The sequence below is a fragment of the Arthrobacter sp. fls2-241-R2A-172 genome, from assembly GCF_030208885.1.
Classification (GTDB): domain Bacteria; phylum Actinomycetota; class Actinomycetes; order Actinomycetales; family Micrococcaceae; genus Arthrobacter.
Map to the genome: position 1 here is coordinate 187,797 of NZ_JARVTB010000012.1, position 25,015 is coordinate 212,811.

Sequence of the window (25,015 nt, forward strand, 5' to 3'; positions counted from 1 at the left end):
AGGGCCCGGAACGGCAATCACAGTGGCAGAACTCGTGGCTGAGCCGCAGCTCGGACTGACGCTCCTGGCCGGCGCCTCCGGACAAGACAACCGCATCACCTGGGCTCATACCTCCGACCTCCCCAGGCTGTGGGAATGGGTCACGGGCGGCGAACTCATGATGACCAACGGGTTGTCCATCCCGTCCGATCCGGCGGGACAGGTTGCGCTCGCCGAGGCCCTGGTGGATGCAGGTGCCAGCGCTCTGGCAATCGGGGAAAAGATGCACGCGCCACCGCTGACGGCCGAGTTCCTGGCGGCCTGCGAACAGTTGCCCCTGCCCCTGCTCAACATTCCCTACCCCCTGCCCTTCATCGCGATTGCCCGGTCGGTTGCAGAGTCCTCGCTGCTCGAAGAATCGCGTCGGCTTCGGCAAACCGCGCGGGTCTATGACCTGCTGCGGACCGCTGGCGCCTCCGAGGACCACTGGCAGAGCCTGGTCCTGAGGTTGGCCACGGAGCTGGATTCGGAACTTTTCGTGGTGGACCGCCGCTGCCTGCATCCATGGCATCCGGAGGGCCATCCGCTGCCCGGCTTCCTTGTGGAGGAATGGTCGCCGCACCCGGGCCAGGTGTCCGTTGCAGGCAAGAACTTCCAGTGGCACCGGATCCGTGGCCGGCACGTGCTGACCATGGACATTCCCACCCACGCGAATGCGCTCCTGGTTGTGCTGCCCAACAGCGAACCGCACCCGGACGCCGTCGTACTCCTCCACGCCGCGACCGTGCTGGGACTGCAGCTCTCACGGATTGTCTTGTCGCTGGAAAGCCGCCACCGGCTGGCCGGTGAGTTCCTGCTGCAGGCCACGGATGGGCGGCTCGGGGTGGCGGAAATGGAAAGCCGGATGGTCTCGTTTGGCATACCGGCCGCGGACTTCCTGATGGTCGCCATGGCCGCGGGCAACGCGACGGAACCGCACGACGACCGGCTGGCCGGCGTCCACATCGACCTGTGGCGGCACGGGGTTGCGTCGGCGTCCTTGAAGCGGAACAACCGGCTCCATGTGGTGGTCCCGGCGGATGTGTCCGATGAGGTCCTGGTGCATTGCAGCGGCGTTGGCAGCGTGATCGGGATCAGCACGCCCGCTGCTGTGGCCGGAATCCAACGGGCGCTGCAGGAGTCGCTGTGGGCCTTGGGTTCGGCACGCGCCAACAGGCTGGAATTGGCCCGATACGCGCAGGGACCGTCGTGGCTTGGGTTGACCGGATTCGAGGAAGGGACGGCGTTGGTGCGCCGCTTGCTGGGCCCGGTTTTCGACTATGAGCAGAGACAGGACGGCGATCTGATCCTGACCCTGAGGACATATTTGGATTCTCAACGTTCCTGGCAAAAGACGGCTGCGACGCTGTTCGCGCACCGGCAGACCATCATCTACCGGATCCGGAAAATCGGTGAGTTGACGGGGCTGGACATGGGCGAAACGTCCACGGTTGCGCAGTTGTGGTTCGCACTGCAGATCCACGAAGCGATGCATCAGTAGCCACAGCTTGCTTGCGCTTTTTCAAAACAACCCGCTATGGTGTGAAGCGTGTCACTCACGTGATGCAACGCTTTTGATCTGCGGCGGGAGAGTCCTGCCGGTACATCCAGTCAGGCGCCGTAGGAGCAAATCCTCCCCAGGAATCTCTCAGGCCCATGTACCGCCGCGGTTAGGCAACTCTGGAAAGCAGTCCGGGAAACCGGGCTCACCGACGGTGCAAGCAGGCAACCATTCCTGCGGAATCTCTCAGGTCCAATACAGAGCGGGGAGGAACCCACATCATCGTGGCGCTCAGCAGGCGCCTGAATCATGGAGTTCCTCTTGACTGTTCAATCAACCCCCACCGCGTTCGCGGACCGGCATATCGGCGCCCGCCGCCAGGCCGATGTTGACACCATGCTCAAGGCCATCGGCCTTGACTCTGTCGACGGCATGGTGGACATTGCTGTCCCAGATTCCATCCGCCAGGACACTGCGCTGAAGTTGCAGGACGCCCTCACCGAGGTGCAGGTCCTCACTGAGCTGCGCAAGCTGGCTTCCAAGAACAAAACCGCCGTGCAGATGATCGGCCAGGGCTACTACGACACCGTGACGCCGCCCGTCATCCGCCGCAACATCCTCGAATCCCCGGCTTGGTACACGGCCTACACCCCGTACCAGCCGGAAATTTCCCAGGGCCGCCTCGAAGCGCTGCTCAACTTCCAGACCATGGTCCAGGACCTCACGGGACTTCCCGTGGCCAACGCCTCGCTGCTGGACGAAGCTACCGCCGTTGCCGAGGCAGTGCTGCTCATGCGCAGGGCGAACAAGGCTGTGAAGGACGGCAAGACCGTCCTGGACGCCGACCTCCTCCCGCAGACCATCGCAATCGTGAAGGGCCGCGCCGAGGCGCTGGGTTTTGAGGTCGAGATCGCGGACCTCTCTGCCGGCCTGCCCGACGGCGACATCAACGGTATCGTCCTGCAGCAGCCGGGCGTTTCGGGCCGCGTTTTCAACCATGCCCCGGTGATCGCCGAAGCCAAGGAACGTGGCGCCTTGGTCACTGTCGCGGCCGATCTGCTGGCGCTCACCCTCATCACGCCCCCGGGCGAGCAAGGTGCCGATGTCGCCGTCGGAACCGCGCAGCGTTTCGGTGTCCCGCTGTTCTTCGGCGGCCCGCACGCCGCGTACATGGCCGTCCGCGAAGGCATGGAGCGCACGCTTCCGGGCCGCATCGTCGGCGTCTCCAAGGACAACGCGGGCGTCCCCGCCTACCGCCTGGCCCTCCAGACCCGCGAGCAGCACATCCGCCGCGAAAAGGCCACGTCCAACATCTGTACAGCCCAGGCATTGCTGGCCATCGTGGCCTCGATGTACGCCGTCTACCACGGCCCGGAAGGCCTGAAGTCGATCGCCGAAACCGTTCACGGCCATGCACGAACGCTGGCGACGGCGCTGAAGGCGGCTGGCCGCGAACTCGTGACCGAGTCCTTCTTCGACACCCTCACGGTCCGCGTCCCCGGCAAGGCTGACAAAGTCATCGCCGCCGCCGAAGCCCGCGGCATCAACCTGAGGTTCATCGACGCCGACACCGTGGGCGTCTCGATTGATGAAACCACGACGCCGGAGGTCCTCTCCGCCGTTGCCGTCGCCTTCGGTGCCGGTCCGGTGAAGGACGCGGCGGGCTTCGAGCTGCCCTCGGACGTGGTCCGGACCAGCGATTTCCTGCAGCACCCGGTGTTCAACACGCACCGTTCCGAGACGCAGCTGTTGCGCTATATCCGCAAGCTGTCCGACCGGGACCTCGCACTGGACCGCACCATGATCCCGCTGGGTTCGTGCACCATGAAGCTCAACGCCACGGCAGAGATGGAAGCCATCTCCTGGCCCGAGTTCGCCTCCATCCACCCCTTCGCACCGGACCACCAGACGGCCGGCTGGCGCGAACTCATCGAGGACCTGGAAGCCGACCTCACGGAGATCACCGGCTACGACCAAGTGTCCATCCAGCCGAACGCCGGTTCGCAGGGTGAGCTCGCGGGCCTGCTGGCGATCCGCGGCTACCACCTGTCCCGGGGCGACGAGCAGCGCACCGTTTGCTTGATCCCCGCTTCCGCCCACGGCACCAACGCTGCGTCCGCGGTGCTGGCCGGCATGAAAGTGGTTGTGGTCGCGACCGCCGCTGACGGCACCATCGACCACGCGGACCTGACCGCCAAGATCGAAGCCAACAAGGACGTCCTGTCCTGCATCATGATCACCTACCCGTCCACGCACGGTGTCTACGACGCCGACGTCGTTGAGGTGTGCGACGCCGTTCACCAGGCCGGTGGTCAGGTGTACGTCGATGGCGCGAACCTCAATGCCCTGGTTGGCCTTGCCCAGCCGGGCAAGTTCGGCGGCGACGTCTCCCACCTGAACCTGCACAAGACCTTCTGCATCCCGCACGGTGGCGGCGGTCCCGGTGTTGGACCCGTTGCTGCGAAAGCCCACTTGGCCCCGTTCATGCCCGGCGATGCCAACAAGGCCGCCCACGAACCGGGTCATGGCGTGGCGATTTCCGCTTCGCGGTATGGATCCGCAGGTGTCTTGCCGATCTCCTGGGCCTACGTGAAGCTCATGGGTGGCCAGGGCCTCACCGAAGCCACCAAGTCGGCACTGCTGGCCGCGAACTACGTTGCTTCCCGGTTGGATGAGCACTTCCCGGTTCTCTACACCGGTGAAGGCGGCCTGGTTGCGCACGAATGCATCCTGGACCTCCGCGAGCTGACGGCACGCACGGGTGTTACTGCTGAAGACGTGGCCAAGCGCCTGATCGACTTCGGTTTCCACGCCCCCACCTTGGCCTTCCCGGTTGCTGGGACCCTGATGGTGGAACCGACCGAGTCCGAGGACCTGGCCGAAATCGACCGTTTCATCGAAGCCATGATCACCATCCGTGCCGAGATCGAGCAGGTGGCCAGCGGTGATTTCACTGTCGAGGAGTCGCCGCTGCGCAACGCGCCGCACACCGCTGCCGCCGTCGTGAATTCCGACTGGGACCGCTCCTACCCGCGCGAGCAGGCCGCCTTCCCCGTCCACCACCTCAAGCAGGACAAGTACTTCCCGCCAGTGGGCCGCATCGACGGCGCAGCCGGCGACCGCAACCTGGTGTGCTCCTGCCCTCCGATCGAATCATTCGAGAACTAAAGGATCCCGATCATGACTGAGAACTACACGGCTCTGTACGAGCAACACAAAAAGGCGGGCGCCTCCTTCACCGACTTCGGTGGCTGGCAGATGCCGCTGAAATACGAGTCCGAGCTCGCCGAGCACCACGCAGTCCGCAACGCCGCTGGCCTGTTCGACCTCTCCCACATGGGCGAAGTCTGGGTCACCGGGCCGGAGGCTGCGGCGTTCCTGGACAACGCGCTGGTGGGCAAGTTGTCCGCGATCGCGGTGGGGAAGGCCAAGTATTCGCTCATCTGCGACACCGACGGCGGCATCATCGACGACCTCATCACGTACCGGCGCCCCTCGCCCGAAGAAGGCGTGGACCGGTACCTGGTGGTTCCCAACGCGGGCAACGCCAAGATCGTCGCGCAGGCACTTCGCGAACGTGCAGCCGGTTTTGACGTTTCCGTGGAGGACGCCTCCGCCGAAACTTCACTGATTGCCGTGCAGGGACCCAACGCCGAGGGCATCCTGCTGAAACTGGTCCCCGGTGAGCAGCACGCGCTGGTCACGGAGCTGAAGTATTACGCGGCCGTTGAGGTTTCGATCAACGGGCAGGACCTGCTGCTGGCACGCACCGGGTACACCGGCGAAGACGGCTTCGAGATCTATGTCCCGAACGTCGACGCTGCCGTACTGTGGGAAGCCCTCCTTGAAGCCGGTGAAGGCCAGGGTCTCATCCCGGCAGGGCTCGCCGCCCGCGACTCCCTGCGCCTCGAAGCCGGAATGCCCCTGTACGGGAACGAGCTCTCCCGCCATGTGAATCCCTACGCCGCCGGACTGGGACCCGTGGTTTCCCTGGCCAAGGAGGGTGATTTCGTGGGCAAGGAAGCACTCGCCGCGATCAAGGCTGCGGGTGTCGGATCCGCTCTCGGCCAGAAGCTCGTGGGGCTCAAGGGTGCCGGCCGTCGTGCCGCCCGTGGGCACTACTCGGTCCTCAAGGACGGTTCCCTGATCGGTGAGGTGACCTCGGGGCAGCCCAGCCCGACGCTCGGTTACCCGGTCGCTTTGGCGTATGTCGACGTCGAACATTCCGTCGTTGGCACTGTGGTCGACGTCGATCTCCGCGGCAAGGCCGAGCAGTTTGAAGTCGTGCAGCTGCCCTTTTACAAGCGTCAAAAGTAACTCCCAGAGAGAAGGAACCGGAATGAGCAAGGTAGTTTCTGAATTGAAATACTCGGCTGAGCACGAGTGGGTTGCCGCCGATGGTGGCGGGCCGGTAGGCATTGGGATCTCCGCCGTCGCTGCGGACGCACTGGGCGACATCGTCTACGTTGACCTGCCCGAGGTCGGTTCCACTGTGACCGCAGGCGAAACCTGTGGCGAAGTTGAGTCCACCAAGTCGGTCTCCGACCTGTACTCGCCCGTCACCGGCGAGGTCACCGAAATCAACGACGCCGTTGTTTCCGACCCCGCCCTTATCAACAACGATCCCTACGGTGCAGGTTGGCTGTTCAAGGTGGCCGCCACCGAGGAAGGGCCGCTTATGTCGGCCGAGGAATACGCTGCAACGAACGGTGGAGAACTGTGAACCCTGTAACTGTCACTGAATACCAGCAGGTTGTATCGGCGTCGTTGGATGCCCAGCTGTCCGAGCTGGACCCTGAGATTGCGGTAAGGATCGACGCCGAACTGGGTCGCCAGCGTGACGGCCTGGAAATGATCGCCTCCGAGAACCACACGGCCGTAGCCGTGATGCAGGCCCAGGGCTCGGTGCTGACCAACAAGTACGCCGAGGGCTACCCTGGCAAGCGTTACTACGGTGGCTGCGAGCACGTCGACGTGATCGAGCAGCTCGCGACCGACCGCATCAAGTCTCTGTTCGGCGCCGAGTTCGCGAACGTTCAGCCGCACTCCGGCGCGCAGGCCAACGCTTCGGTAATGCACGCGCTCATCAAGCCGGGCGACACCATCATGGGCCTGAACCTCGCCCACGGTGGCCACCTGACGCACGGCATGCGCATCAACTTCTCCGGCAAGCTCTACAACGTGGTCCCCTACGGCGTACGCGAGGACACCCACACTGTGGACATGGCCGAGGTGGAACGCCTGGCCCAGGAGCACAAACCGGCACTGATCGTGGCCGGCTGGTCCGCGTATGCGCGGCAGCTGGACTTCGCCGAGTTCCGTCGGATCGCCGACTCCGTTGGCGCGTACCTGATGGTGGACATGGCCCACTTCGCTGGCCTGGTGGCCGCTGGACTGCACCCCTCGCCGGTCCCGCACGCCCACGTCACCACCTCCACCACGCATAAGACCCTCGCCGGTCCGCGCGGCGGAATCATCCTGTCCAACGACGCCGACATCGCCAAGAAGATCAACTCTGCCGTGTTCCCGGGCCAGCAGGGCGGCCCGCTGGAGCACGTCATCGCGGGCAAGGCTGTTGCGTTCAAGATCGCTGCCTCGGAGGAATTCCGTGAGCGTCAGGAACGCGTTCTGGCCGGTTCCCGGATCCTCGCCGAGCGCCTGGTCCAGGACGACGTTGCCGCCAAGGGCATCTCCGTGGTGTCCGGTGGAACCGATGTGCACCTGGTGCTGGTGGACCTGCGCAACTGCGAGCTCGATGGCCAGCAGGCCGAAGACCGCCTCGCCGCGATCGACATCACCGTCAACCGCAACGCAGTTCCCTTCGACCCGCGCCCGCCCATGGTCACCTCCGGACTGCGGATCGGAACCCCGGCGCTGGCAACGCGCGGATTCGGGGAAGCTGCGTTCCGGGAAGTTGCCGACATCATCGCCGAAGCGCTCATGGCCGACGCCGATGCGGACCTTTCGGGGTTGCGTCACCGCGTCGATGTCCTCGCGAAGGCGCACCCGCTGTACCCGGGCACGGCGAACCTGGCCTGAGCCTCGCGGGTCCCGTGGGGTGCCGACATCCTCCGCGTGCTCGGTCGCGAAAACGCCCGCTGGGCGGACGTGACGCTCCCTTGGACGCACGCTTCCGGATGCCGCCGCCCCAAAGGGCCCATGGTCTAGGCACCGGTTTGGGGGCCGGACAAGCGGGTTCGTTTGTTTGGAAAATGGGTCCACCTGCCGGGGGTGGGCTCGTGATGATCTCCCGGGTGTGGCATTTGCTGGGAACGAATGCCACACATCACTACCGGGTTTGGGGGTTCGCACTGGGACCTCCACGGGGGCCGGGCCGGCCTTGGCTCGGGATTTGGTCCGGCCCCACCTCCTTGTTTGTCTTCTTCTCCTCCCTGAAAGGGATCACGGCTATGGCTGTTGGTGTTTTCGATTTGTTCTCCGTGGGCATTGGTCCGTCGAGTTCGCATACGGTGGGCCCGATGCGTGCCGGGGCGGTGTTCGCCCGGGAACTTCGTGAATCCGGCGTGCTGTCTTCTGTTGCAGGGTTGCGCGTTGATCTCTACGGCTCCTTGGCTGCCACGGGCAAGGGGCATGGCACCTTCACTGCGACCCTGTTGGGGCTTGAGGGTTTTGAGCCGGAGTTGATCCTTCCCGATGAGGTGGAGGCACGGTTGGCGTCGATCGCTGAGACCGGCAAGCTGAACCTGGCTGGTGGTGTGCTGCTGGATTATGCGGTGGAGGATATGGTTCTTCATCCGTTGACGGTGTTGCCGCGGCATACGAATGGGATGCGGTTTGCCGTGTCCGATGCCGGGGGCAATGTGCTGAAGGAAGCGACGTTCTTTTCGGTCGGTGGTGGGTTCATTGTCCGTGAGGGCGAGGAGAACGCGGCTCAGGCTGAGTTGGAGGAGTCCAAGAAGGAGTTGCCGTTGCCGTTCAGGACGGCGGCGGAGTTGTTGGGCAGGTGCGCGTCCAAGGGGTTGGGGATCAGCGACATCATGTTCATCAATGAGCGGGCGTCCCGGTCGGAGGAGGAGATCCGGGAGGGTTTGCTGCATATCTGGCAGGTGATGGAGGCCTGTGTTGAGACCTCGTTGAAGCGTGAGGGTGTGTTGCCGGGTGGTTTGAAGGTGAAGCGTCGTGCACCGGACTGGTTGGAGCGGCTCCTGAAGGAGGACAAGGACCGGAACGATCCGAAGTACTGGCAGGAGTGGGTGAACCTGATCGCGTTGGCGGTCAATGAGGAGAACGCTTCGGGCGGCCGGGTGGTGACGGCTCCGACCAATGGTGCTGCGGGCATTATTCCGGCGGTGTTGTATTACGCGTTGAATTACGCCCCGGGCATGGATAAAGCGACCCAGGCTGATAAGGACGATGTGGTGGTGAAGTTCCTGCTCGCTGCCGGTGCGGTGGGTGTGTTGTACAAGGAGCAGGCGTCTATTTCGGGTGCTGAGGTGGGTTGTCAGGGTGAGGTCGGGTCGGCGTCGTCGATGGCTGCTGCGGGTTTGGCTGAGGTGATGGGTGGTTCCCCGGGTCAGGTGGAGAACGCGGCGGAGATCGCGATGGAACATAACCTGGGGCTGACGTGTGATCCGATCGGCGGGTTGGTGCAGATTCCGTGTATTGAGCGGAACGCGATTGCTGCGGCGAAGGCGATCAACGCGGCGAAGATGGCGTTGTGGGGTGACGGGACGCACCGGGTCTCGTTGGACGAGGTGATCGTGACCATGCGTGAAACGGGCAAGGACATGTCCCACAAATACAAAGAAACAGCGATGGGCGGCCTCGCCGTCAACGTCGTCGAATGCTGAAAAACGCCCGTTGTGAGGCCCGCTTTGCCGCCTAAAACCCAGGCAAAGCACGCAGAGCAGGCCCCGCAACGCACTGCCGCAAGAAGATTGAAACCCAAGAACGAAGGAACGTCATGACACTCGCACCTGAAGGCCGTAAGTTGCTGCGCGTTGAGCAGCGTAACTCGGCGGTACCGGTTGAACGTAAGCCTGAGTGGATCAAGGCCAAGGTCCAGATGGGTCCTGAGTTCGTTCAGCTCAAGAACCTGGTGAAGAAGGAAGGGTTGCACACGGTCTGTGAAGAGGCCGGCTGCCCGAACATTTTCGAGTGCTGGGAAGACAAGGAAGCGACGTTCCTGATCGGCGGGTCCGAGTGCACCCGCCGCTGTGATTTCTGCCAGATCGATACCGGCAAACCCTCCCCGGTGGACATGTTCGAACCCACGAAGGTGGCCCGCTCGGTGCAGGCCATGCAATTGCGGTACGCCACGGTGACCGGGGTGGCCCGTGACGACCTGGCCGATGAGGGTGTGTGGTTGTACGCCGAAACGGTGCGGAAGATCCACGAACTGAACCCGGGCACCGGGGTGGAGTTGCTGATCCCGGACTTCTCCGGCAAGCCCGAGCACATCGCGGCGATCTGCGATTCCAAGCCCGAGGTGTTCGCGCACAACGTCGAGACGGTGCCGAGGATTTTCAAGCGGATCCGGCCGGCGTTCCGGTATGAGCGGTCGCTGGATGTCATCACGCAGGGCCGGGATCTGGGCATGGTGACCAAGTCCAACCTGATCCTGGGCATGGGCGAGACCCGTGAGGAGATTTCCGAGGCCCTGCGTGACCTGCACGCGGCCGGCTGTGACCTGATCACGATCACCCAGTACCTGCGTCCTTCCGAACGGCACCTTCCGGTGGACCGGTGGGTCAAGCCGCAGGAGTTCGTGGACCTGCAGCACGAGGCCGAGGAGATCGGATTCCTCGGCGTCATGTCCGGCCCGCTGGTCCGCTCCTCCTACCGTGCCGGGCGTCTGTGGGCCACCGCGATGCGCAAGAAAGGCTGGGAAATCCCCGCCGCCCTGGCACACATCGAGTCCTCCGGCACCACCCGCCAGGAAGCCTCCACCATCCTTGCAGCCCACAGCTAACCCCCCGGACGCGCTCCCTTGCCGGCACCCGTCGTGGCTATTTAAGGCCGTGACATAGGGGGAGTAGTGTCGCGCCAGCGAAGAAAAAGGTTCGAACACCAGCGCAGTTTTTGCTCAAGACAGACACAATGTTTGCGCACCCACGCTTAAGCGGCTTCCCAAAGAGGAGTCGGGGCACCTGTCCGCACTGTGGACAGCGGCCCCGGAAGCAGGTACCTGTCCCTTGCCCTGCCAGCGATCGCGCGAGGGACAGCAAGTAGTTCACCACTGAAAACTGAGTACCTGCATGGCTCGTGTGGGTATTCCGGGGCCGATGTTCGGATGAAAAAGAGGCGTACACCGGATCGTAGCCGCGGGGCGTGTGCGGCATGAAGCATGGGTGACATCGCTTCATCCGCCACCCTCGGCCGGATGGTGGGGGTTGCCCAGCGGCTCCCGAAACCGATCAACCAAGGAGCTACATCATGCGCAAACTTTCTAAGAAGAGCCGGGTCACCGCCGCAGTCGCAGGCGTCGCGTTGGTGGCGGTGGGTGGCGGAGCTGCCTACGCCTACTGGACCACCACAGGTTCGGGCAGCGGCGCGGCAACCAACTCGGCCGGTGGCGGTACCGTCACCCTTCACGCGACCTTCGCAGGCGGACTCGCTCCGGGCAACTCCGTCCCGGTTTCCTACACCGCGGACAACTCGACGACGTCCAGCACCGTGGTGGGTGCCCTCAGCGCGAATGTGACCACCAACGTGGCGGGCTGCCTTCCCGCATGGTTCGAGGTCACCGCTGTAACGACCAACAGCCCCGTCGCAGCAGGCGCCACCGGAACTTCCGTAGGCAGCGGCGTCCTGAAGTTCAATGACAATGCCGTCAACCAGGATGCCTGCAAGTCCGCGATCGTCACGGTCAACGTCGGCAGCCTCTAGGCCGTCACGAGCCGGGGGCCACGTTTCACACGACGGCCCCCGGCTCACCTTTGCACCTCAACGCCTCCAACGCCCCAAGCAATCGTCCGAAAAGAGCCTCCATGGACCACCGGCCAGAGCGCACCGCACCGTTCCAGCGAGCAGGAATCCCACTCCGTGCCCTGCTGCTTGCACTGGTGGTGGCCGTGGTACCCGTTGCGGCCCTGGCAGCGAGCAACGGGCAGGGCAATAACCAGGGCAACGGGCAGGGCAACGCCGCAGCCAGCGTCAAGGGGATCACTGTCACGCTGTCCCCCTCAAGCCGCACCGTGGACCAAGGACAGTCCGCAACCTTCACGGTGTCCGCCACCTCAACGGGGGGCTTCACTGGTCCGGTGACGTTCACCGTGACCGGACTGCCGGCTGGAGCGGCAGCCAGCGCCGCGCCGTCGTCGGTTAACCTCACATCAGGGAGCACTGCCCAGACGACCCTGACCGTATCCACCGCGACTACCACTCCGGCGAACAAGACGGATTTCACTGTCAAGGGAACCAGCGGAGCAACGGTGTCGAACGCGGCGCCGGGCCAGTTGCAGGTCCTGGAAGTCAAACGCACTTTCGGGGTGACGGGGACGGTGAACGGGCTTCTGGCCCCGGGCATTTCCCGCGCTGTGGACCTCCAGATCTCCAACCCGCAGAACAAGAGCATCGCGGTGACGGACCTGTCCGTGGTGATCAGCCAGGTGGTCCGGACACCGGCAGCCGTGGCGGCCAACCTGCCGTGTACGACGGCGGACTACCAAGTCACCCAGTACTCGGGGGCGTACCCATTGACCGTGGAACCGGGCACCCGCTCCTTGTCAGGCCTTGGAGTGGCCCAAGCGAAGTGGCCCCAGATCAAGATGCTCGATACCAACAAACTGCAGGACGGTTGCAAAGGCGCGACCCTCCAGCTCACCTACACAGGCACGGGACAGGCGAACTGACATGAAGACGACAGTCCGAATCCCCCGCACCCCCAGCACGGGGCGCCTTGCACGAACGGCAGCGGCCACCGTAGCGCTTTGCCTCCTGGGCGGTGCCGGCTCCGCCTACGCCTACTGGGCGACTACCGGGGCTGGATCCGGCGCAGCAACCAACGGCACCATGCAGACCGTTACGGTGAGCGCCCTCGTCGCGGGCGATACCCTGCAAACCAGCTTGGTGCCCGGTGGAACCGCCGACGTCATCCTGAGGGCCAGCAACCCCAACCCTCACCCGGTGACCATCTACGGAGTCTCCGGCAACGGCCCCGTGACCGCCGATTCCAGCCACTCCGGCTGCACCACCACCGGCGTTACCTTCACGCCACCCGCGGCACCGCTGACGCCGACGGTCACTATTCCTGCGAGCAGCTCAATCCTGCTCACGCTACAAGGCGCCGCAAAGATGGACGCCACCTCCATGTCGGCCTGCCAAGGAGCCCAATTCGGCGTTCCCGTCACGTTGGAGGTACGGAAGTGAACCCGAAACGCACTGCCACTGTCACTGCCTTCGGCAAGTGGAACCGCCTTGCCCTGGTGATGGCGGGAATCCTCCTCGTCTCATGGGGCGGCCCGGCAGCCAGTGCATTCTGGGGTTCCGTAGGCACTGGTTCCGGCGCATCGGTAGCCGACGCCGTAGCCCAAGGAGCCAAGCCCACCACCGCAGTTTCAGGCGCCAACGTCACCGTCTCCTGGGCGGCCAGTACGACGGCGGCAGGCCGGCCCGTGGGCGGCTACAGCATCGCCCGCTATGGAACAGCAACCGGGGGAACCAAGGTGCCAGCGACCGGTGGCTGCGGCTCCAGCGTCGCAGGACTAAGTTGCATTGAAAGCAATGTTCCTGCGGGGACCTGGTACTACTCTGTGACGCCGATGCTCTCCCTCTGGCAGGGCACTGAAAGCACACGAAGCGTTGGTACCACCCCGGTCACCGACACCACTCCGCCCCTTGCTCCCGTGGTGACGGCTCCGACCTACGTACATCAGGGCAACGTCACCAACGTTCCTGTTGGTGGCACCGCGGAAGCCAATTCAACAGTGGTCCTCACTGTCACAGGCAGCGGGGCCGCAGCAATCACCCAAAACCTCACCACCTCCGGGGCCGGTAACTGGAACGCTGCGCCGTTGAACCTCAGTGCTTACAACCCGGGCACCATCACCTTCTCCGCCAAGGCAACTGACGCGGCGGGCAATACGGGACCGGCGGGCACGGCGACATCAACCAAGGACGTTTCGTCTCCCACGGTCACGGGAGTGCTGTTGACCAACGGTGGGACTGCGGGGACCGTGGACAAGGGTGACAAGGTGACACTGACGTTCTCTGAGCGTCTCAGTGGAAGCTCGATGTGCAACACCTGGGCCAACGCACCGGCGACTTTGACCGGCAATGGAGTCGTTACGGTAAAGGTTGACGCGGACAGCAACCTCACCGTGACCAGCACCGCCTGCACCGTCAATCTGGGAAGTGTCTACCTCGGCGCAAGCTACACCACAAAGGACCTGACCTTCTCCGGAAACGGCCAGGGCGGCAACATGTCCACCGTGGCTTGGGATGGTAACGGCACCATCGTCATCACGCTGGGCACAGCGAGCGGTAGTGGAACCACGGGACTCGCGAACGCCGTCCCCGTCTACACCCCGGCAACGAACATCACGGACATCGCAACGAACCCGGTTGTCCCCGGCGGAGTCAGCGGCACACCCTCCCGTTTCTGATCCCTCCATCGATCCAACGCAGTACGTCACAGATAGTGCCCCTCAGCGTGATGAGGGGCACTATCTGTGCCTGATCCCCGGGTAGCCCAGCGCTCGGAGCGTAACCTTGAAGCGGACGCCAGTGCCGCCGTCGTACGTTTGATCCTGCGACGAAAGGCGAGCCGCCCTTTGAAGGCTGTAGCGGAAATGTTCACGATGGGTCCGGGGAACAAGGACCACCATCCCGCCCTACGCTGCGCCGTAGGGGTGTTCGTGCCGCTGATCGTTTTGACGCTGCTGGGGCGGCTGGATCTGGCCGTGTTTGCGTCGTTTGGGGCCTTCACCGGAATCTATGGGCGCAATGAACCGCACAGCGTCCGTTTCAGCAGCCAACTCCGGGCTGGCGGCTTCATGCTTTTCATCATCCTTTGCGCCACGTTGTTGGCCCGTGGGGAGCATGCGTGGGGCCTGGACGCCAACTCGTATTCCTGGCTCCTGATCGTTGCGACCACCATCGTGGCCGGCGCCTGCTCCGTAGTGGTAGCTGCCTGGCGACTCCGCCCCGGCGGCTCCCTCTTTCACATTTTTGCTTTTGCCGCGATCGCTTCGATACCCACGCAACCGCCTCTGTGGGAGGCAATGCTGGTGGCAATCCTGACCACGGTTTTCTGCCTGTTGGTAGGGATGTCGTCCCGAGTGGTCAAAAGCCACCGGACGCCATGGAAGAAACCGCCGCGCATCCGGCACACGCCTGCCGAACTGCGGGCCATCTGGCTTGAAGGAGGTGGATATCTGGTAGCGGCCGGGCTCGCGGGGACCTTGGCGACGCTGGTGGGCCAACAGCTTGGCTTTGGCCACACGTACTGGGCCATGGTGGCAGCCGTGGTGCCGCTGGTGGGCCATTCCACCCGGCATCGGGTGAGCCGGGGCATCCAAAGGATCGCGGGAACGGTGCTTGGCCTGGTGCTCCTGGCAGGCATCCTGTGGCTCAATCCGGCTCCGTGGGCCATGGTCCTGGTCATAGCGGCGTGCCAGTTCGGGGCCGAGATGTTCATTGCCCGGCAGTATTTCATCGCACAGCTCTTCGTCACCCCGCTTGCCTTGATTGCCACGCTCCTCGCCGCGCCGGTGGACCCGAGTCTGCTCCTCCGGGACCGGATCATCGAGACCGTCATAGGTGCCGCCGTCGGTGTTGCAGTCGTGGTGGCCCCGGCAGTGTGGCGACGTGTACGGCTGCGCCAAGTCTCGTTCAGCGAACGGTAGTCCGGGATCTTCGCTTCATGGACTAGTATCAATTGGTTAGACAATCAAGATACATGTCTACCAAAGGACTGGTGTGAGCGACAAGGATGAACGCAAGGGATATTGGTACGGGCTGGAGAGCCGTAAGCAGATGGGCGCCGTGGACGTCCTGAACGCACTCAGGGACTACCGGACGGCCGAAGCTGACATGCGGCGGCGAACGCGCGCCTCGATGGGCATGGGGGAGACCGACCTGATGGCGTTGCGGTACCTGCTTGAAGCCGAGCGTGCCGGCCGGGAGGTGGGCCCGAAGGAGTTGGCGGTACGGCTTGGGGTGACCTCGGCCTCCATGACGTCCTTGGTGGACCGCCTGGTGAGGTCCGGCTACGTTACCCGAGAGCCCCACCCGACTGATCGTCGAGCCCTCATTCTCCGCCCGACGCCGGGGTCGGAACAGGAGGTCCGCAGCACCTTGGGCGACATGCATTCGCGCATGATGGAAGCCGCCGAAACGCTGAGCAGCAAAGACTCCGCGGTGGTGGTTGAGTTCCTTCGGCGTATGCGCAAGGCGATCGACAGCGTCTCCTCCTGAAGCTGAGTTGGACATTATTGATAAGTACACATATAACTAGATAGCCAAGCTACTTACTAGGGAATGTGTGGACAAGCGATGACAATCGTGCTGCGTGAACCGAGTTCCACCCCCGTCGTCCACGATGACGTTGACGTCATCACTGACCCGGTCATCCCGGCAGGCCCCGTACATTGCGGTTCACGCATGGCGATTTCCGCTGGCCCGGCCCACGATGCCATGCAGTGGGTTTCCGTCGAACCGATCTGGCCCGAGTGGGCCTGCGGTTGCGGCTTCCGGATGGACATCGACGCCATAGATCCGGTGAGCGGCGTCTGGATCGCCGCCCTTCGTCGCCAGAGCCTGCAACATGAGCTGGCAATCTCCCAGAACACCCTGGCGCTCGCCTTCAAGAGGGCAGTCGATGCAGGAGTGGACCCCGTCGCCCTCGCCGAGGTGGCAGGTGTGCCTGCTGCCGAGATTGAATCACTGCTCCAATGACGCTCATGGAGACGGCGGCCGACCGCGCTGATCGCGGGGCCGCCCCTTCCGACGTGGTCCTTGGAGGACGATATCGGCTGGGCAAGCAGCTGGGCGGGGGATCCGAGGCCTACGTCAAGGAAGCCCGGGACCTGGAGTCAGGCACCACTGTGGCCGTCAAGATCTTCAGGACCACAGCCAAGGACGCTCCCTTTCGACGCGAACTGGACATCCATGGCCCTTTGCGCCACAAGAACATCGCCAGGGTGGTGTCCTCCGGAAGCACCGAGGGCGACGACGTTCAAGGCGCCCACAACTACCTGGTGATGGAACTTGTGCGGGGCCAGGACCTGCGGACCCTCCTTGAGGAAGGGCCAGCCACGCCGGTTCAGACCGTTGGGTGGATGACCGGGATCGCAAGGGCATTGGCGTTCCTGCACCGGCGCGGGATTGTCCACAATGACATCAAGCCCGGCAACATCCTGGTGGATTTCGCCGGCGATCAGGGCGGCGCAGGAGTGGCCAAGCTGACCGATTTCGGCATCGCACTCAATGGGCGGCATCCTGCGCCGAGCTCCTCCTCCGGGACGCCGCACTATCTGAGTCCGGAAGAAGTCTGTGGAGGCACCTCAACTGCTGCCAGTGACATTTATTCGTTGGGCCTTGTTGCCCTCGAATGCCTCACCGGAACAAAAGCCTTTCCCGGCCCTCCCCTTGAGTCCATGGTTGCGAGGACCCTGGGCGAACCACGAATTCCCGGAACGGTCCGGCGGCGCTGGTCCATGGTGCTTCATGCCATGACAGACCCCGACCCGGCGGGTAGACCGTCTGCCAGCCACGTTGTCGGTATGCTCCGACGGCTCGGCTGGTAGCCAACAATCAGGTCGATAGCGGCGTGCGCTCTCATGCCGAACTGGGACCTCATCACGAAAGAGAGATAAATAATGGGAATCATTGGCTGGATTATTCTGGGTCTGATCGCCGGCGCTATTGCCAAGGCCATCATGCCGGGCCGTCAGGGTGGCGGCTGGATCGCTACCCTGCTCCTGGGCATCGTTGGCGCCATCCTGGGTGGATGGATCGGCAGCGCGCTCTTCAACGTTGGCATTAACGAGTTCTGGTCGCTGTCCACCTGGTTGCTGGCCATCGTGGGCGCACTGATCGTCCTGGCCATCTGGGGCCTGCTCACGCGCAAGAAGGCGTAACCGACTGACAGCAAGGGAGGCCCCGACGCCGCGTTTCACGACGCAGGCGCCGGGGCTTTCTGGTTTTAAGGGGCCCTTTGAGTTTTGAGGGGCCCTTTTGAGTGTCCCCTTTGATCTTCCCCCTCTTGAGGGCCGCCTGTTGAGGGGCCATGCACGGCGCTTTTCTGACCGCGGCCGGTCATATATCCCCCAGCCGGGCCCCGGCTGGGTGTGGCCCCGGGCCCTCCGCTACGCTGCTCAACGTCACCACCCACCGCACGCTAAGGGCCAACGATGTACTCTTCAGCCGCAGCCCCCGCCATCAAAGGTCCGCCGGGACAGAGCCCCAAACCAGGCACCCTCGGGACAGCCTTGGGCGCCTTCGGAGTCGCCGGCATCCTGGGCATCGTCGCTGTGGTCCTGCATGGCTTGGGGCAGCAATCCCCGTATGTTGGCCCCGGTTACTCCGGCTGGGCCCAAGCAGCCGCGGATTCCCCGGCGGCTGCTGCAAGGTGGTTCCTGGGGGACATGACGGAGCCGCTCTTCTACAAGTCCGACCTCGCAGCCCTCGGGCTGTTGGCAGGAGCGGGGTTGGCCTGGTGGGTCGGCCGCCGACAGGGCCGCGTCGCGCGGGGGGAGAGCCTGGGTCCTTGGATTCTTGCGTCGGCTTCGCTGAGTTTGCTGCTGTCCAACCTGGCGTTCGGATGGTTGCTCGACGACGGGTGGCAGCCCACGTTCGTGCCTTTCGTTTGCGTGGCTCCGGCCGTGGTGATCCTCTACGGGGCCGGGTGGCGAACGTGCATCACGGGCGCCGTGCTCGGCGCGGCCACCGTCACGCCCTTGGCGTTGATATTGATCCCCACCCTCGCCAACCCCCTTGGCCTGCCGCCCGTGGTGGCAAACGTCCTGGCGATGTCCGTGGGGTCCATTCTCTCTTTCCTGGTCGCACGACGGTTGCCCTGGCTTGTCCTGCGCGAGCCGGACCTCGGCGCGGAACGGAACCTGCCGGCGTCGGGCTTTAACCAGTCGCTACTCGGGGATGCGCTGTGGGCTGCGCAACGGGTCATCAGGGACTTCACGGAGACGCACTTCATCGCCAAGGGGTTCGCCAGCGTCGGCATGATTTCCGGGGCTGTGGTGGCGTATGTCCTTAATCCTGGGTTGCCGTCCTACGGGTCCAGCCTGCTTCCGCACATCCTCTTTGCGCAGGCACTCACCTCCGCCATTGGGGTGGTCCTTTGGCGGGCCTGGTACCTGGATGGCGGTTGGGCTGCGACGTATGCGTCCGTGGTGTCCGTCGCCCCGGCGGCCGTCCTCACCACCGGTGGTTCCTTTTTTGGCGTCGTGGGCGGGGCGATCCTGGGCGCTGTACTCGCGCCGCCGCTGGCCCGGTTTTTCTCCGCAAAGCTCCCCGCGGACTTCCACCCTGTCGTTGGCAACACTGCAGCCATGGCGGTATCGACGGCGGTCGCCGTGCCGTTGCTTGGACTGCTGCCTGCCTGAGACCGGGAGGCGGACGGGCTGCGGCCGGACTTCTTCATGCCTGCCGTGCTGGACAGGCCTTCGGGGACATTGAGATGAAGACGGCAGCAAGCCTCGCCGGACTGACGGCGCCACCGGCCAACAGCCCCACGCCAAGGACCACGGACTCGAGGATGCCGTCGATGAGCGCGCCCACGGCGATGGCGGTACCGCTGCCCGGAGAATCCTTCTCGGTGGGTTGGGGCTTACTGGAGCGCTTCCGGTGCTTCGCCCCCGCCCGGGCCAGGAGAACGTTGGACCCAACAAAGATCAGTGCCCCCAGAAGGAAGCCGAGGACCGTGGGGAGCAGCCCTCCGCCGTTCACGGCCTCGTCCACCAGTTTCATCGCCGGTCCATCTGCATCAAGCAGTGTTTCATAAGGAACCTTAGAAGCCGTAAGAAGTCTTGAGGTTTTCCTGAGGGACTGTTGCGGGTTTGCAGGATTGGTTCTTGAGGGTGGCCCGGCACAGTAGTTCTTGTCAGCCAGAGAGGCTGGAACGAAGAACGGCCGGCCGGTCTCACGGTGGCCTACCGAAAGGACACTGATTCCCATGGCCATCAGCCTCAAGACCACCTCCGGCAAGATCCTCGCTTCCGTCGCACTGGTCGGCACCGCAGCCGCCGTCGCCGGAATGGGAACCTACGGCGCGTTCACCTCCTCGACCTCCGCCTCACAGGCCGTCACCGCAGGAACCGTCACCATCGCCCTGGGCACCGGCGCCAACAACACCCTCAACGTCCCCGTCGCGGGCCTGCTGCCCGGGGACAAAGTCGAAAAGCTCGTCACCCTGGCCAACACCGGCAACTCCGACCTGAACAACGTCACCCTCACCACCTCCGCCGGCGCCACCGGATCCCTGCTCACCACCGACACCACCAACGGCCTGCAACTGACCATCGAAAACTGCTCCGTTGCCTGGACCGGCACCGCCGCCCCCTACACCTGCGCCGGCACCAAAACCACCGTCCTGGCCTCGGCCCCGGTCATCACCGCGAACAAGGTCCTGAACAACCTGACCTCCCTGACCAGCACCAAGACCGACAACCTCAAAGTCACCACCGCGTTCCCCACCACCGCGGACAACACCTTCCAAGGCGCCACCTCCACCATCGCCTTCTCCTTCACCGGCACCCAACGCACCGAAACCACCAAATAACCACCACCGCACCACCAAGCCCCGGGCCCCGGTTCCGAGAGGGAGCCGCACCAAACTCCGCCGGGCCTGATCAGGCATCCCCCCTGCCTGATCAGGCCCGTCGGGTTTTTCCTGAGCCAGACTTGAGGAATTTCCGCAGTAAGCCTGAGCCACGCCCTGCAGACTAAGAAGCAGAACAACAACCCCTCCCGGAAGGAACGCCAGGACAATGAGCGCACTGAGCACCATCCCCACCCCAGCCCTCCGCGGCCGGCGTTCCGCCGCTTCAAAGCCTGCACCATCCCCAGAGACCGCCGCTGTGAAGCAGCCCGCAGCGGCCACAACCGTCCCCGCCGGCGAACGGAGCGCGTTCCGCCGGATCACAAGCCTGGCTGTTAAGTCCGTCGGCGTTGGCATGCTGGTTCTTGCGGCGCTGGTGTTCCTGCTGCTGGCCATCGGCCCGCGGGTCCTGGGGTACCAGACTTCCACCATGCTGACCGGGTCCATGGCACCGCTGATCAACCCGGGCGACGTCGTCGTGACGGTTCCGACTCCTATCTCGGACGTCAAGGTGGGCGACATCATCACGTACCACATCCCGGTCGAAGACCAGCGGGTGGAAACACACCGCATCACCGAAATCACTGCAACGGCCGACGGCGGCGTAGCCGTGCAGACCAAGGGTGACGCCAATAACGGCATCGATCCGTGGATCGCCACCTTGCAGGGCAAGACCGTGGACAAGCAGGTCGCAACCATCCCGTACGTCGGTAACGCGATCCGGGCACTTCGCGAACCGATGGTCCGGAACATCCTGATGTACGGCGCACCGGCAATCCTGGTCATCGGTATGCTCGCCTCCATCTGGACCAAGGACGGCAACAAGACGACGCCGAAGGGCGCCGCGGTGCCGCAGGCGGCCAGCGGTAAGTGAGGGACGGGGTGCTCCTGCCCTGGAACGGTGCAAGACGCAGGCGCCGGCCGGGGAGTTGGACGACTCCCGGCCGGCGCTCCGTTTTCTCTCGACCTATCTCTCCATGCTGCCGGGACCCGTTGGCTCCCCGAACGCCGTCGCGGGGTTAGCGTCCGGCGAGCACGTTTGCGGCGGCGGTTTTGACTTCGCGGGGCACCAGGACCAAGGCGGCAACGGCCAGCAGGCCGGCGATCGCGAAGACGTAGAAGCCAGCAGGGTAGGCGATGTTGGCGGCAACCAATGTTCCCGTCACTGCCGGGCCGACGATTGCGCCGAGCCTGCCGACGCCGGCGGCGAAGCCCAGCGCAGTTCCCCTGAGCCGTGGCGGGAACAACTGGCTGACCCACGCATAAACCAGGACCTGGGAGCTGAAAACGAAAATGCCGGTTACGAAGACGGCGGCATTGAGCAGGAATTCGTTCGGGATCTTGACGCTGAGGATCGCCAGCAGCACTGCGGACAGTCCAAACCACAGCAAAACAATCTTCTTGGTACCGTGCTTGTCGGCGAGGAATCCGGCCAGGAACAGGCCTGCGACAGCGCCCAGATTAAGGACCAGCAGCAGCGTCAGGCCGGTGCTGACCGGGTACCCGGCGGCAGCCATCAGCTGCGGAAGCCAGGTGTTCAGCCCGTAAACCAACAACAAGCCCATGAACGACGCGATGCCGATGCCAACCGCAACCAGGGGGTACGGCTTCTGCAGCAGGTCGCGGAAACCGGTCTTGGGTGCGGCTTGGCTGCTTTCAGCGGAAGGCACGACGGCGGCAGGCGCCTTGGTGGCCTGGCTGGACCCACCGGGGGCGGCTTCGGGCAGTGACTCGGGCAGCTTGGCCCAAAGGAACGGCAGGAGAACCAGCCCGGCAGCGCCGCCGATGATGAACATGAGCCGCCAGTTCGGAACAATCAGGATTGCCAGCAAAGCGGTGGCGACGGCACCAACGTGGTAGCCAGTCATGGTCCGGGTGGTGGACTTTCCTGCTGAACCCGCTGGCGCGTAGTCGTTCATATAGGCCAAGGCTGCGGGAAGGCATGCGCCCAGTCCCAGCCCGGCGAGAAGGCGCAACACCGAGAACACTGCAACGTTCGGTGCGAACGCGACCCCAATGGTGAAGATCGAGAAACCGGCAACGCACGCGATCAGCAGCTTGCGGCGGCCGAACGTGTCGGAGAGGGGTGCAATGAACAGTGCGCCAAGTCCTACGCCCACCAAGGATATGGTGGCGGCGAAGGTGGCTCCGACTGCATCGAATCCCAGCTCCCCGGTCTTGATGAGTGTTGGTATGACGGTTCCCAGGATCACCAGGTCGAAGCCGTCCAGCACCATGGCTAGCCAGCACAGCCACACAGGCCATTGAGATCGGTGGGCAGATGGCATCGTTGGCATAGCGTCCTCGGTACGTCTGGGCAGTGCGTCTTGGTGATGGTCCCCGGGCCAGCGGCGCGGCCTGTCGGGTATGAGAGTTGTATCACCGTCGCGTGTTGCCTGGCACACGTTCTACCATTGAATGGAAGGCACCTCCGTGCTTTTTCTCAAGGGCGCTCCAAATGAGGATGGCATCGTGGCTAACTCCGCATCCGGCGATTCCGTGGTGGACCGGGTCGTGCGGGTCATCGAGGCATTCCCTGAGGGTGTAACCACTCTTCAGCTGACGGAGTTGGCTGACCGGGCTGAGCTCCCTTTGTCATCTGCCCACCGGCTGATCCGTCAGCTTTCCCACCACGGGCTCCTCGACCTGGGGGCGGGCGGAACCGTCCGCCTGGGCTTGCGGCTCTGGGAACTCGTCAATCGAAATTCACCCACGCTGGCCCTCCGCCAGGCGGCAATGCCGTTCATGGAGGACATTCAGCAGGTCCTCCACCAGAACGTGAATCTGGCTGTGCTCGATGGCTGGGAGGCGCTTTTTGTTGAACGGCTCTCCCGTCGCGGATCGGTGGCCAACCGCGCACAAATCGCAGGTCGCATGCCCGTACACATTTCCTCAGCTGGCCTGGCCCTGATGTCCCACCAGTCGCGGGAGCTGCAGGCCGAGTACCTCCGGCAGTTCCAAGACCCGGCCGGGAAAGTGAGCGCCGACGTCGTGCGCCATCTCCTGGCCGAAGCCGCTCAACAGGGGTACGCGCAACTGGCTGGGGTGGTGGATCCGGACACTTGGGGGATCGCCGTTCCGGTGATGAACGGTAAGCGGAAGACGGTTGCCGCGTTGGGGGTCGTAGTGCCCCTTGCCGAGATGCGGCTCCAAGCGCTGGTTCCGGCCCTTCAGACTGCGGCCCGCGGAATCGGACGCCAGCTCGCCTAGCTGTCGGCTTCCGTTGAACGGAATTGCTGTAACGGTCATCACGCCGATGGGGACAGACTGATGCCAGACCAATACAGCCCTGGCCGAAGCGCCGGGATCCGCAACGAAGCGAGGAACAACCATGGCACGCACGCCCATCAAGACCCAAGTGGCCATTATGGGGGCCGGCCCCGCGGGCCTCATGCTCTCCCACCTTCTGGCCAAGCAGGGCATCGAGTCCGTGGTGGTGGAAATCCGCAGCCGCAAGGACATCCAGGAAACCGTACGGGCCGGCATCCTGGAGCACGGCACGGTGAACCTGCTGGTCGACTCGGGGGTGTCGGACCGAGTGCTCCGCGAAGGCGACCGGCACGACGGCATCGAACTGCGCTTCAACGGTGAAAGCCACCGCATCAACTTCAAGGAACTGGTCGGCGAATCCGTGTGGCTCTACCCGCAGACGGACGTTTTCATGGACCTGGCCGCCCGACGCGAAGCCGACGGCGGCGCCGTCCACTACAGCGTCACGGACACCACTGTGCACGACCTCGAAGGCAAGCCGAAGGTCTGGTTCACCAATGCCGACGGGCAGGAATTCGAGATTCAGGCCGACTTCCTCGTTGGCGCCGACGGATCCCGCAGCCACTGCCGCTTCCAGATTCCTGAAGCGAACCGCAAGTGGTACTTCCACGAATATCCGTTTGCGTGGTTCGGCATCCTTGCCGAAGCCCCACGCAGCTCAGACGAGCTGATCTACGCGAACTCGAACAACGGTTTCGCTCTGATCAGCCAGCGCACCGAGACCGTTCAGCGCATGTACTTCCAGTGCGACCCCAAGGAGAACGTTGCCGACTGGGACGACGAACGCATCTGGTCCGAGTTCCGCAAGCGCGTCAACGGCAACGGCTTCGAGCTCAAGGAGGGACCGGTCCTCGAAAAGATGGTCCTGCCCTTCCGCAGCTTCGTCCATACCCCCATGCGTCACGGAAACCTGTTCCTTGCCGGCGATGCGGCCCACACCGTGCCGCCGACGGGTGCCAAGGGCCTCAACCTGGCCATCCACGACGTCAAGGTGCTCTTTGAAGGTCTCGACTCGTTCTACTCCAACGGCTCAACCACGCTGCTGGACTCCTACAGTGACCGGGCGTTGGAGCGGGTATGGAAGGCGCAGCACTTCTCCTACTGGATGACATCCATGCTGCACACCGTGCCCGGCGCCGCCGAGTTCGACCGCGCCCGCCAGCTTGGCGAACTCCACTCCGTGGTGACCTCGGAGCACGCCAAGGCGTACCTCGCGGAGTCGTACACAGGCTGGCCGACCTCACGCTGACGCTGCACCTGGCAAACCACCTCCAGCGCCCGACGTCGGGAAGTCCTCTTTGGGGCTCCCGACAGTCGGGCGCTTGTTGCGTTAACTGCGCTCGACCTGAAGGTGGCCCAAAGGGTTTGCCTGGCTGGTCGCCGGCCCCACCAGCCTCAGGTTCTGAGGGGTGTGTGGTGGTGGTTGCGTCGTGGTGTTTGTGTGGGGTCGATGTGGGGTGGGGGGATGAACCAGGGGACGCCGGTTG

Annotated in this window: 22 protein-coding genes, 1 pseudogene and 1 riboswitch; of the genes and pseudogenes, 21 read left to right on the forward strand and 2 right to left on the reverse strand. The window is 64.1% G+C overall.

Features of this window, described 5'->3' with window-relative positions:
- The first annotated feature begins 22 nt into the window (after positions 1-22).
- The 17 genes from QRM57_RS17155 (at position 23) to QRM57_RS17235 (ending at position 19,044) form a co-directional block, all read left to right on the forward strand.
- Positions 23-1,519, forward strand: a complete 1,497-nt coding sequence (locus QRM57_RS17155; protein WP_284987451.1) for a PucR family transcriptional regulator — start codon at positions 23-25, stop codon at positions 1,517-1,519.
- A 74-nt stretch (positions 1,520-1,593) separates the two neighbouring features.
- Positions 1,594-1,692: riboswitch (glycine riboswitch) on the forward strand.
- Positions 1,693-1,840: 148 nt separating this feature from the next.
- A complete protein-coding gene (gene gcvP / locus QRM57_RS17160; protein WP_284987452.1) occupies positions 1,841-4,687 on the forward strand; it encodes an aminomethyl-transferring glycine dehydrogenase in 2,847 nt (948 codons plus the stop codon).
- Between the two features lie 12 nt (positions 4,688-4,699).
- The gene (gcvT, locus tag QRM57_RS17165; RefSeq protein ID WP_284987453.1) at positions 4,700-5,836 is read left to right on the forward strand and encodes a glycine cleavage system aminomethyltransferase GcvT; all 1,137 of its coding nucleotides are present in this window, start codon (positions 4,700-4,702) and stop codon (positions 5,834-5,836) included.
- Between the two features lie 22 nt (positions 5,837-5,858).
- Positions 5,859-6,242 carry a glycine cleavage system protein GcvH gene (gene gcvH, locus QRM57_RS17170; RefSeq protein WP_284987454.1) on the forward strand — a complete coding sequence of 128 codons (384 nt, stop codon included), beginning with the start codon at positions 5,859-5,861 and terminating at the stop codon, positions 6,240-6,242.
- Entirely contained in the window at positions 6,239-7,558 is a 1,320-nt protein-coding gene (gene glyA / locus QRM57_RS17175) for a serine hydroxymethyltransferase (protein WP_284987455.1), read from the forward strand. The genes gcvH and glyA overlap by 4 nt, the downstream gene beginning before the upstream one ends.
- 371 nt (positions 7,559-7,929) lie before the next feature.
- Positions 7,930-9,330, forward strand: a complete 1,401-nt coding sequence (locus tag QRM57_RS17180; protein WP_284987456.1) for an L-serine ammonia-lyase — start codon at positions 7,930-7,932, stop codon at positions 9,328-9,330.
- A 113-nt stretch (positions 9,331-9,443) separates the two neighbouring features.
- Positions 9,444-10,451, forward strand: a complete 1,008-nt coding sequence (gene lipA, locus QRM57_RS17185; RefSeq protein WP_178995563.1) for a lipoyl synthase — start codon at positions 9,444-9,446, stop codon at positions 10,449-10,451.
- A gap of 464 nt (positions 10,452-10,915) precedes the next feature.
- Positions 10,916-11,368, forward strand: a complete 453-nt coding sequence (locus QRM57_RS17190) for a hypothetical protein (RefSeq protein ID WP_284987457.1) — start codon at positions 10,916-10,918, stop codon at positions 11,366-11,368.
- A 101-nt stretch (positions 11,369-11,469) separates the two neighbouring features.
- Positions 11,470-12,333, forward strand: a complete 864-nt coding sequence (locus tag QRM57_RS17195) for a hypothetical protein (RefSeq protein ID WP_284987458.1) — start codon at positions 11,470-11,472, stop codon at positions 12,331-12,333.
- A 1-nt stretch (position 12,334) separates the two neighbouring features.
- Entirely contained in the window at positions 12,335-12,850 is a 516-nt protein-coding gene (locus QRM57_RS17200; protein WP_284987459.1) for a hypothetical protein, read from the forward strand.
- On the forward strand, positions 12,847-14,085 hold the full coding sequence (locus tag QRM57_RS17205; RefSeq protein WP_284987460.1) for a hypothetical protein: 1,239 nt from the start codon (positions 12,847-12,849) through the stop codon (positions 14,083-14,085). The genes QRM57_RS17200 and QRM57_RS17205 overlap by 4 nt, the downstream gene beginning before the upstream one ends.
- 168 nt (positions 14,086-14,253) lie before the next feature.
- Positions 14,254-15,327, forward strand: coding sequence for an FUSC family protein (locus QRM57_RS17210; protein WP_284987475.1), 1,074 nt, complete (start codon positions 14,254-14,256; stop codon positions 15,325-15,327).
- A 73-nt stretch (positions 15,328-15,400) separates the two neighbouring features.
- Positions 15,401-15,898: a MarR family winged helix-turn-helix transcriptional regulator gene (locus tag QRM57_RS17215; RefSeq protein WP_235518516.1), complete on the forward strand. Its 498-nt coding sequence runs from the start codon at positions 15,401-15,403 to the stop codon at positions 15,896-15,898.
- A gap of 78 nt (positions 15,899-15,976) precedes the next feature.
- Positions 15,977-16,378, forward strand: a complete 402-nt coding sequence (locus QRM57_RS17220; protein ID WP_284987461.1) for a hypothetical protein — start codon at positions 15,977-15,979, stop codon at positions 16,376-16,378.
- The gene (locus tag QRM57_RS17225) at positions 16,375-17,229 is read left to right on the forward strand and encodes a serine/threonine-protein kinase (protein WP_284987462.1); all 855 of its coding nucleotides are present in this window, start codon (positions 16,375-16,377) and stop codon (positions 17,227-17,229) included. Before QRM57_RS17220 ends, QRM57_RS17225 begins: the two co-directional genes overlap by 4 nt.
- 72 nt (positions 17,230-17,301) lie before the next feature.
- A complete protein-coding gene (locus QRM57_RS17230; protein WP_235518535.1) occupies positions 17,302-17,562 on the forward strand; it encodes a GlsB/YeaQ/YmgE family stress response membrane protein in 261 nt (86 codons plus the stop codon).
- 273 nt (positions 17,563-17,835) lie between these two features.
- Positions 17,836-19,044 (forward strand): hypothetical protein, encoded by a 1,209-nt coding sequence (locus tag QRM57_RS17235; protein WP_284987463.1) that lies wholly within the window; start codon positions 17,836-17,838, stop codon positions 19,042-19,044.
- A 17-nt stretch (positions 19,045-19,061) separates the two neighbouring features.
- On the opposite strand, the pseudogene QRM57_RS17240 reads toward QRM57_RS17235, so the two are convergent.
- Positions 19,062-19,411: pseudogene (locus tag QRM57_RS17240) on the reverse strand (ZIP family metal transporter); the annotation flags it as partial.
- A gap of 202 nt (positions 19,412-19,613) precedes the next feature.
- Here QRM57_RS17240 and QRM57_RS17245 point away from each other — a divergent pair.
- Together QRM57_RS17245 and QRM57_RS17250 are read left to right on the forward strand one after the other, a co-directional pair.
- Entirely contained in the window at positions 19,614-20,219 is a 606-nt protein-coding gene (locus QRM57_RS17245; RefSeq protein WP_257368994.1) for a TasA family protein, read from the forward strand.
- A 208-nt stretch (positions 20,220-20,427) separates the two neighbouring features.
- Positions 20,428-21,132: a signal peptidase I gene (locus QRM57_RS17250; RefSeq protein WP_284987465.1), complete on the forward strand. Its 705-nt coding sequence runs from the start codon at positions 20,428-20,430 to the stop codon at positions 21,130-21,132.
- A gap of 145 nt (positions 21,133-21,277) precedes the next feature.
- On the opposite strand, the gene QRM57_RS17255 is transcribed toward QRM57_RS17250, so the two are convergent.
- On the reverse strand, positions 21,278-22,555 hold the full coding sequence (locus QRM57_RS17255) for an MFS transporter (protein ID WP_502868663.1): 1,278 nt from the start codon (positions 22,553-22,555) through the stop codon (positions 21,278-21,280).
- A 175-nt stretch (positions 22,556-22,730) separates the two neighbouring features.
- On the opposite strand from QRM57_RS17255, the gene QRM57_RS17260 reads away from it, so the two are divergent.
- Together QRM57_RS17260 and QRM57_RS17265 are read left to right on the forward strand one after the other, a co-directional pair.
- Positions 22,731-23,468: an IclR family transcriptional regulator gene (locus QRM57_RS17260; RefSeq protein WP_284987467.1), complete on the forward strand. Its 738-nt coding sequence runs from the start codon at positions 22,731-22,733 to the stop codon at positions 23,466-23,468.
- 121 nt (positions 23,469-23,589) lie between these two features.
- Complete coding sequence (locus tag QRM57_RS17265) at positions 23,590-24,777, forward strand: 4-hydroxybenzoate 3-monooxygenase (RefSeq protein ID WP_284987468.1); 1,188 nt, start codon at positions 23,590-23,592, stop codon at positions 24,775-24,777.
- Positions 24,778-25,015 lie beyond the last annotated feature (238 nt).

Coding starts and splice junctions, on each gene's coding strand:
- gcvH (WP_284987454.1), top strand. CDS start 5,859: ATGAGCAAGGTAGTTTCTGAATTGAAATACTCGGCTGAGCACGAGTGG.
- QRM57_RS17225 (WP_284987462.1), top strand. CDS start 16,375: ATGACGCTCATGGAGACGGCGGCCGACCGCGCTGATCGCGGGGCCGCC.
- QRM57_RS17265 (WP_284987468.1), top strand. CDS start 23,590: ATGGCACGCACGCCCATCAAGACCCAAGTGGCCATTATGGGGGCCGGC.
- QRM57_RS17180 (WP_284987456.1), top strand. CDS start 7,930: ATGGCTGTTGGTGTTTTCGATTTGTTCTCCGTGGGCATTGGTCCGTCG.
- QRM57_RS17195 (WP_284987458.1), top strand. CDS start 11,470: ATGGACCACCGGCCAGAGCGCACCGCACCGTTCCAGCGAGCAGGAATC.
- lipA (WP_178995563.1), top strand. CDS start 9,444: ATGACACTCGCACCTGAAGGCCGTAAGTTGCTGCGCGTTGAGCAGCGT.
- QRM57_RS17220 (WP_284987461.1), top strand. CDS start 15,977: ATGACAATCGTGCTGCGTGAACCGAGTTCCACCCCCGTCGTCCACGAT.
- QRM57_RS17250 (WP_284987465.1), top strand. CDS start 20,428: ATGAGCGCACTGAGCACCATCCCCACCCCAGCCCTCCGCGGCCGGCGT.
- QRM57_RS17255 (WP_502868663.1), bottom strand. CDS start 22,555: ATGCCAACGATGCCATCTGCCCACCGATCTCAATGGCCTGTGTGGCTG.
- QRM57_RS17235 (WP_284987463.1), top strand. CDS start 17,836: ATGTACTCTTCAGCCGCAGCCCCCGCCATCAAAGGTCCGCCGGGACAG.
- QRM57_RS17230 (WP_235518535.1), top strand. CDS start 17,302: ATGGGAATCATTGGCTGGATTATTCTGGGTCTGATCGCCGGCGCTATT.
- QRM57_RS17200 (WP_284987459.1), top strand. CDS start 12,335: ATGAAGACGACAGTCCGAATCCCCCGCACCCCCAGCACGGGGCGCCTT.
- QRM57_RS17190 (WP_284987457.1), top strand. CDS start 10,916: ATGCGCAAACTTTCTAAGAAGAGCCGGGTCACCGCCGCAGTCGCAGGC.
- gcvT (WP_284987453.1), top strand. CDS start 4,700: ATGACTGAGAACTACACGGCTCTGTACGAGCAACACAAAAAGGCGGGC.
- QRM57_RS17245 (WP_257368994.1), top strand. CDS start 19,614: ATGGCCATCAGCCTCAAGACCACCTCCGGCAAGATCCTCGCTTCCGTC.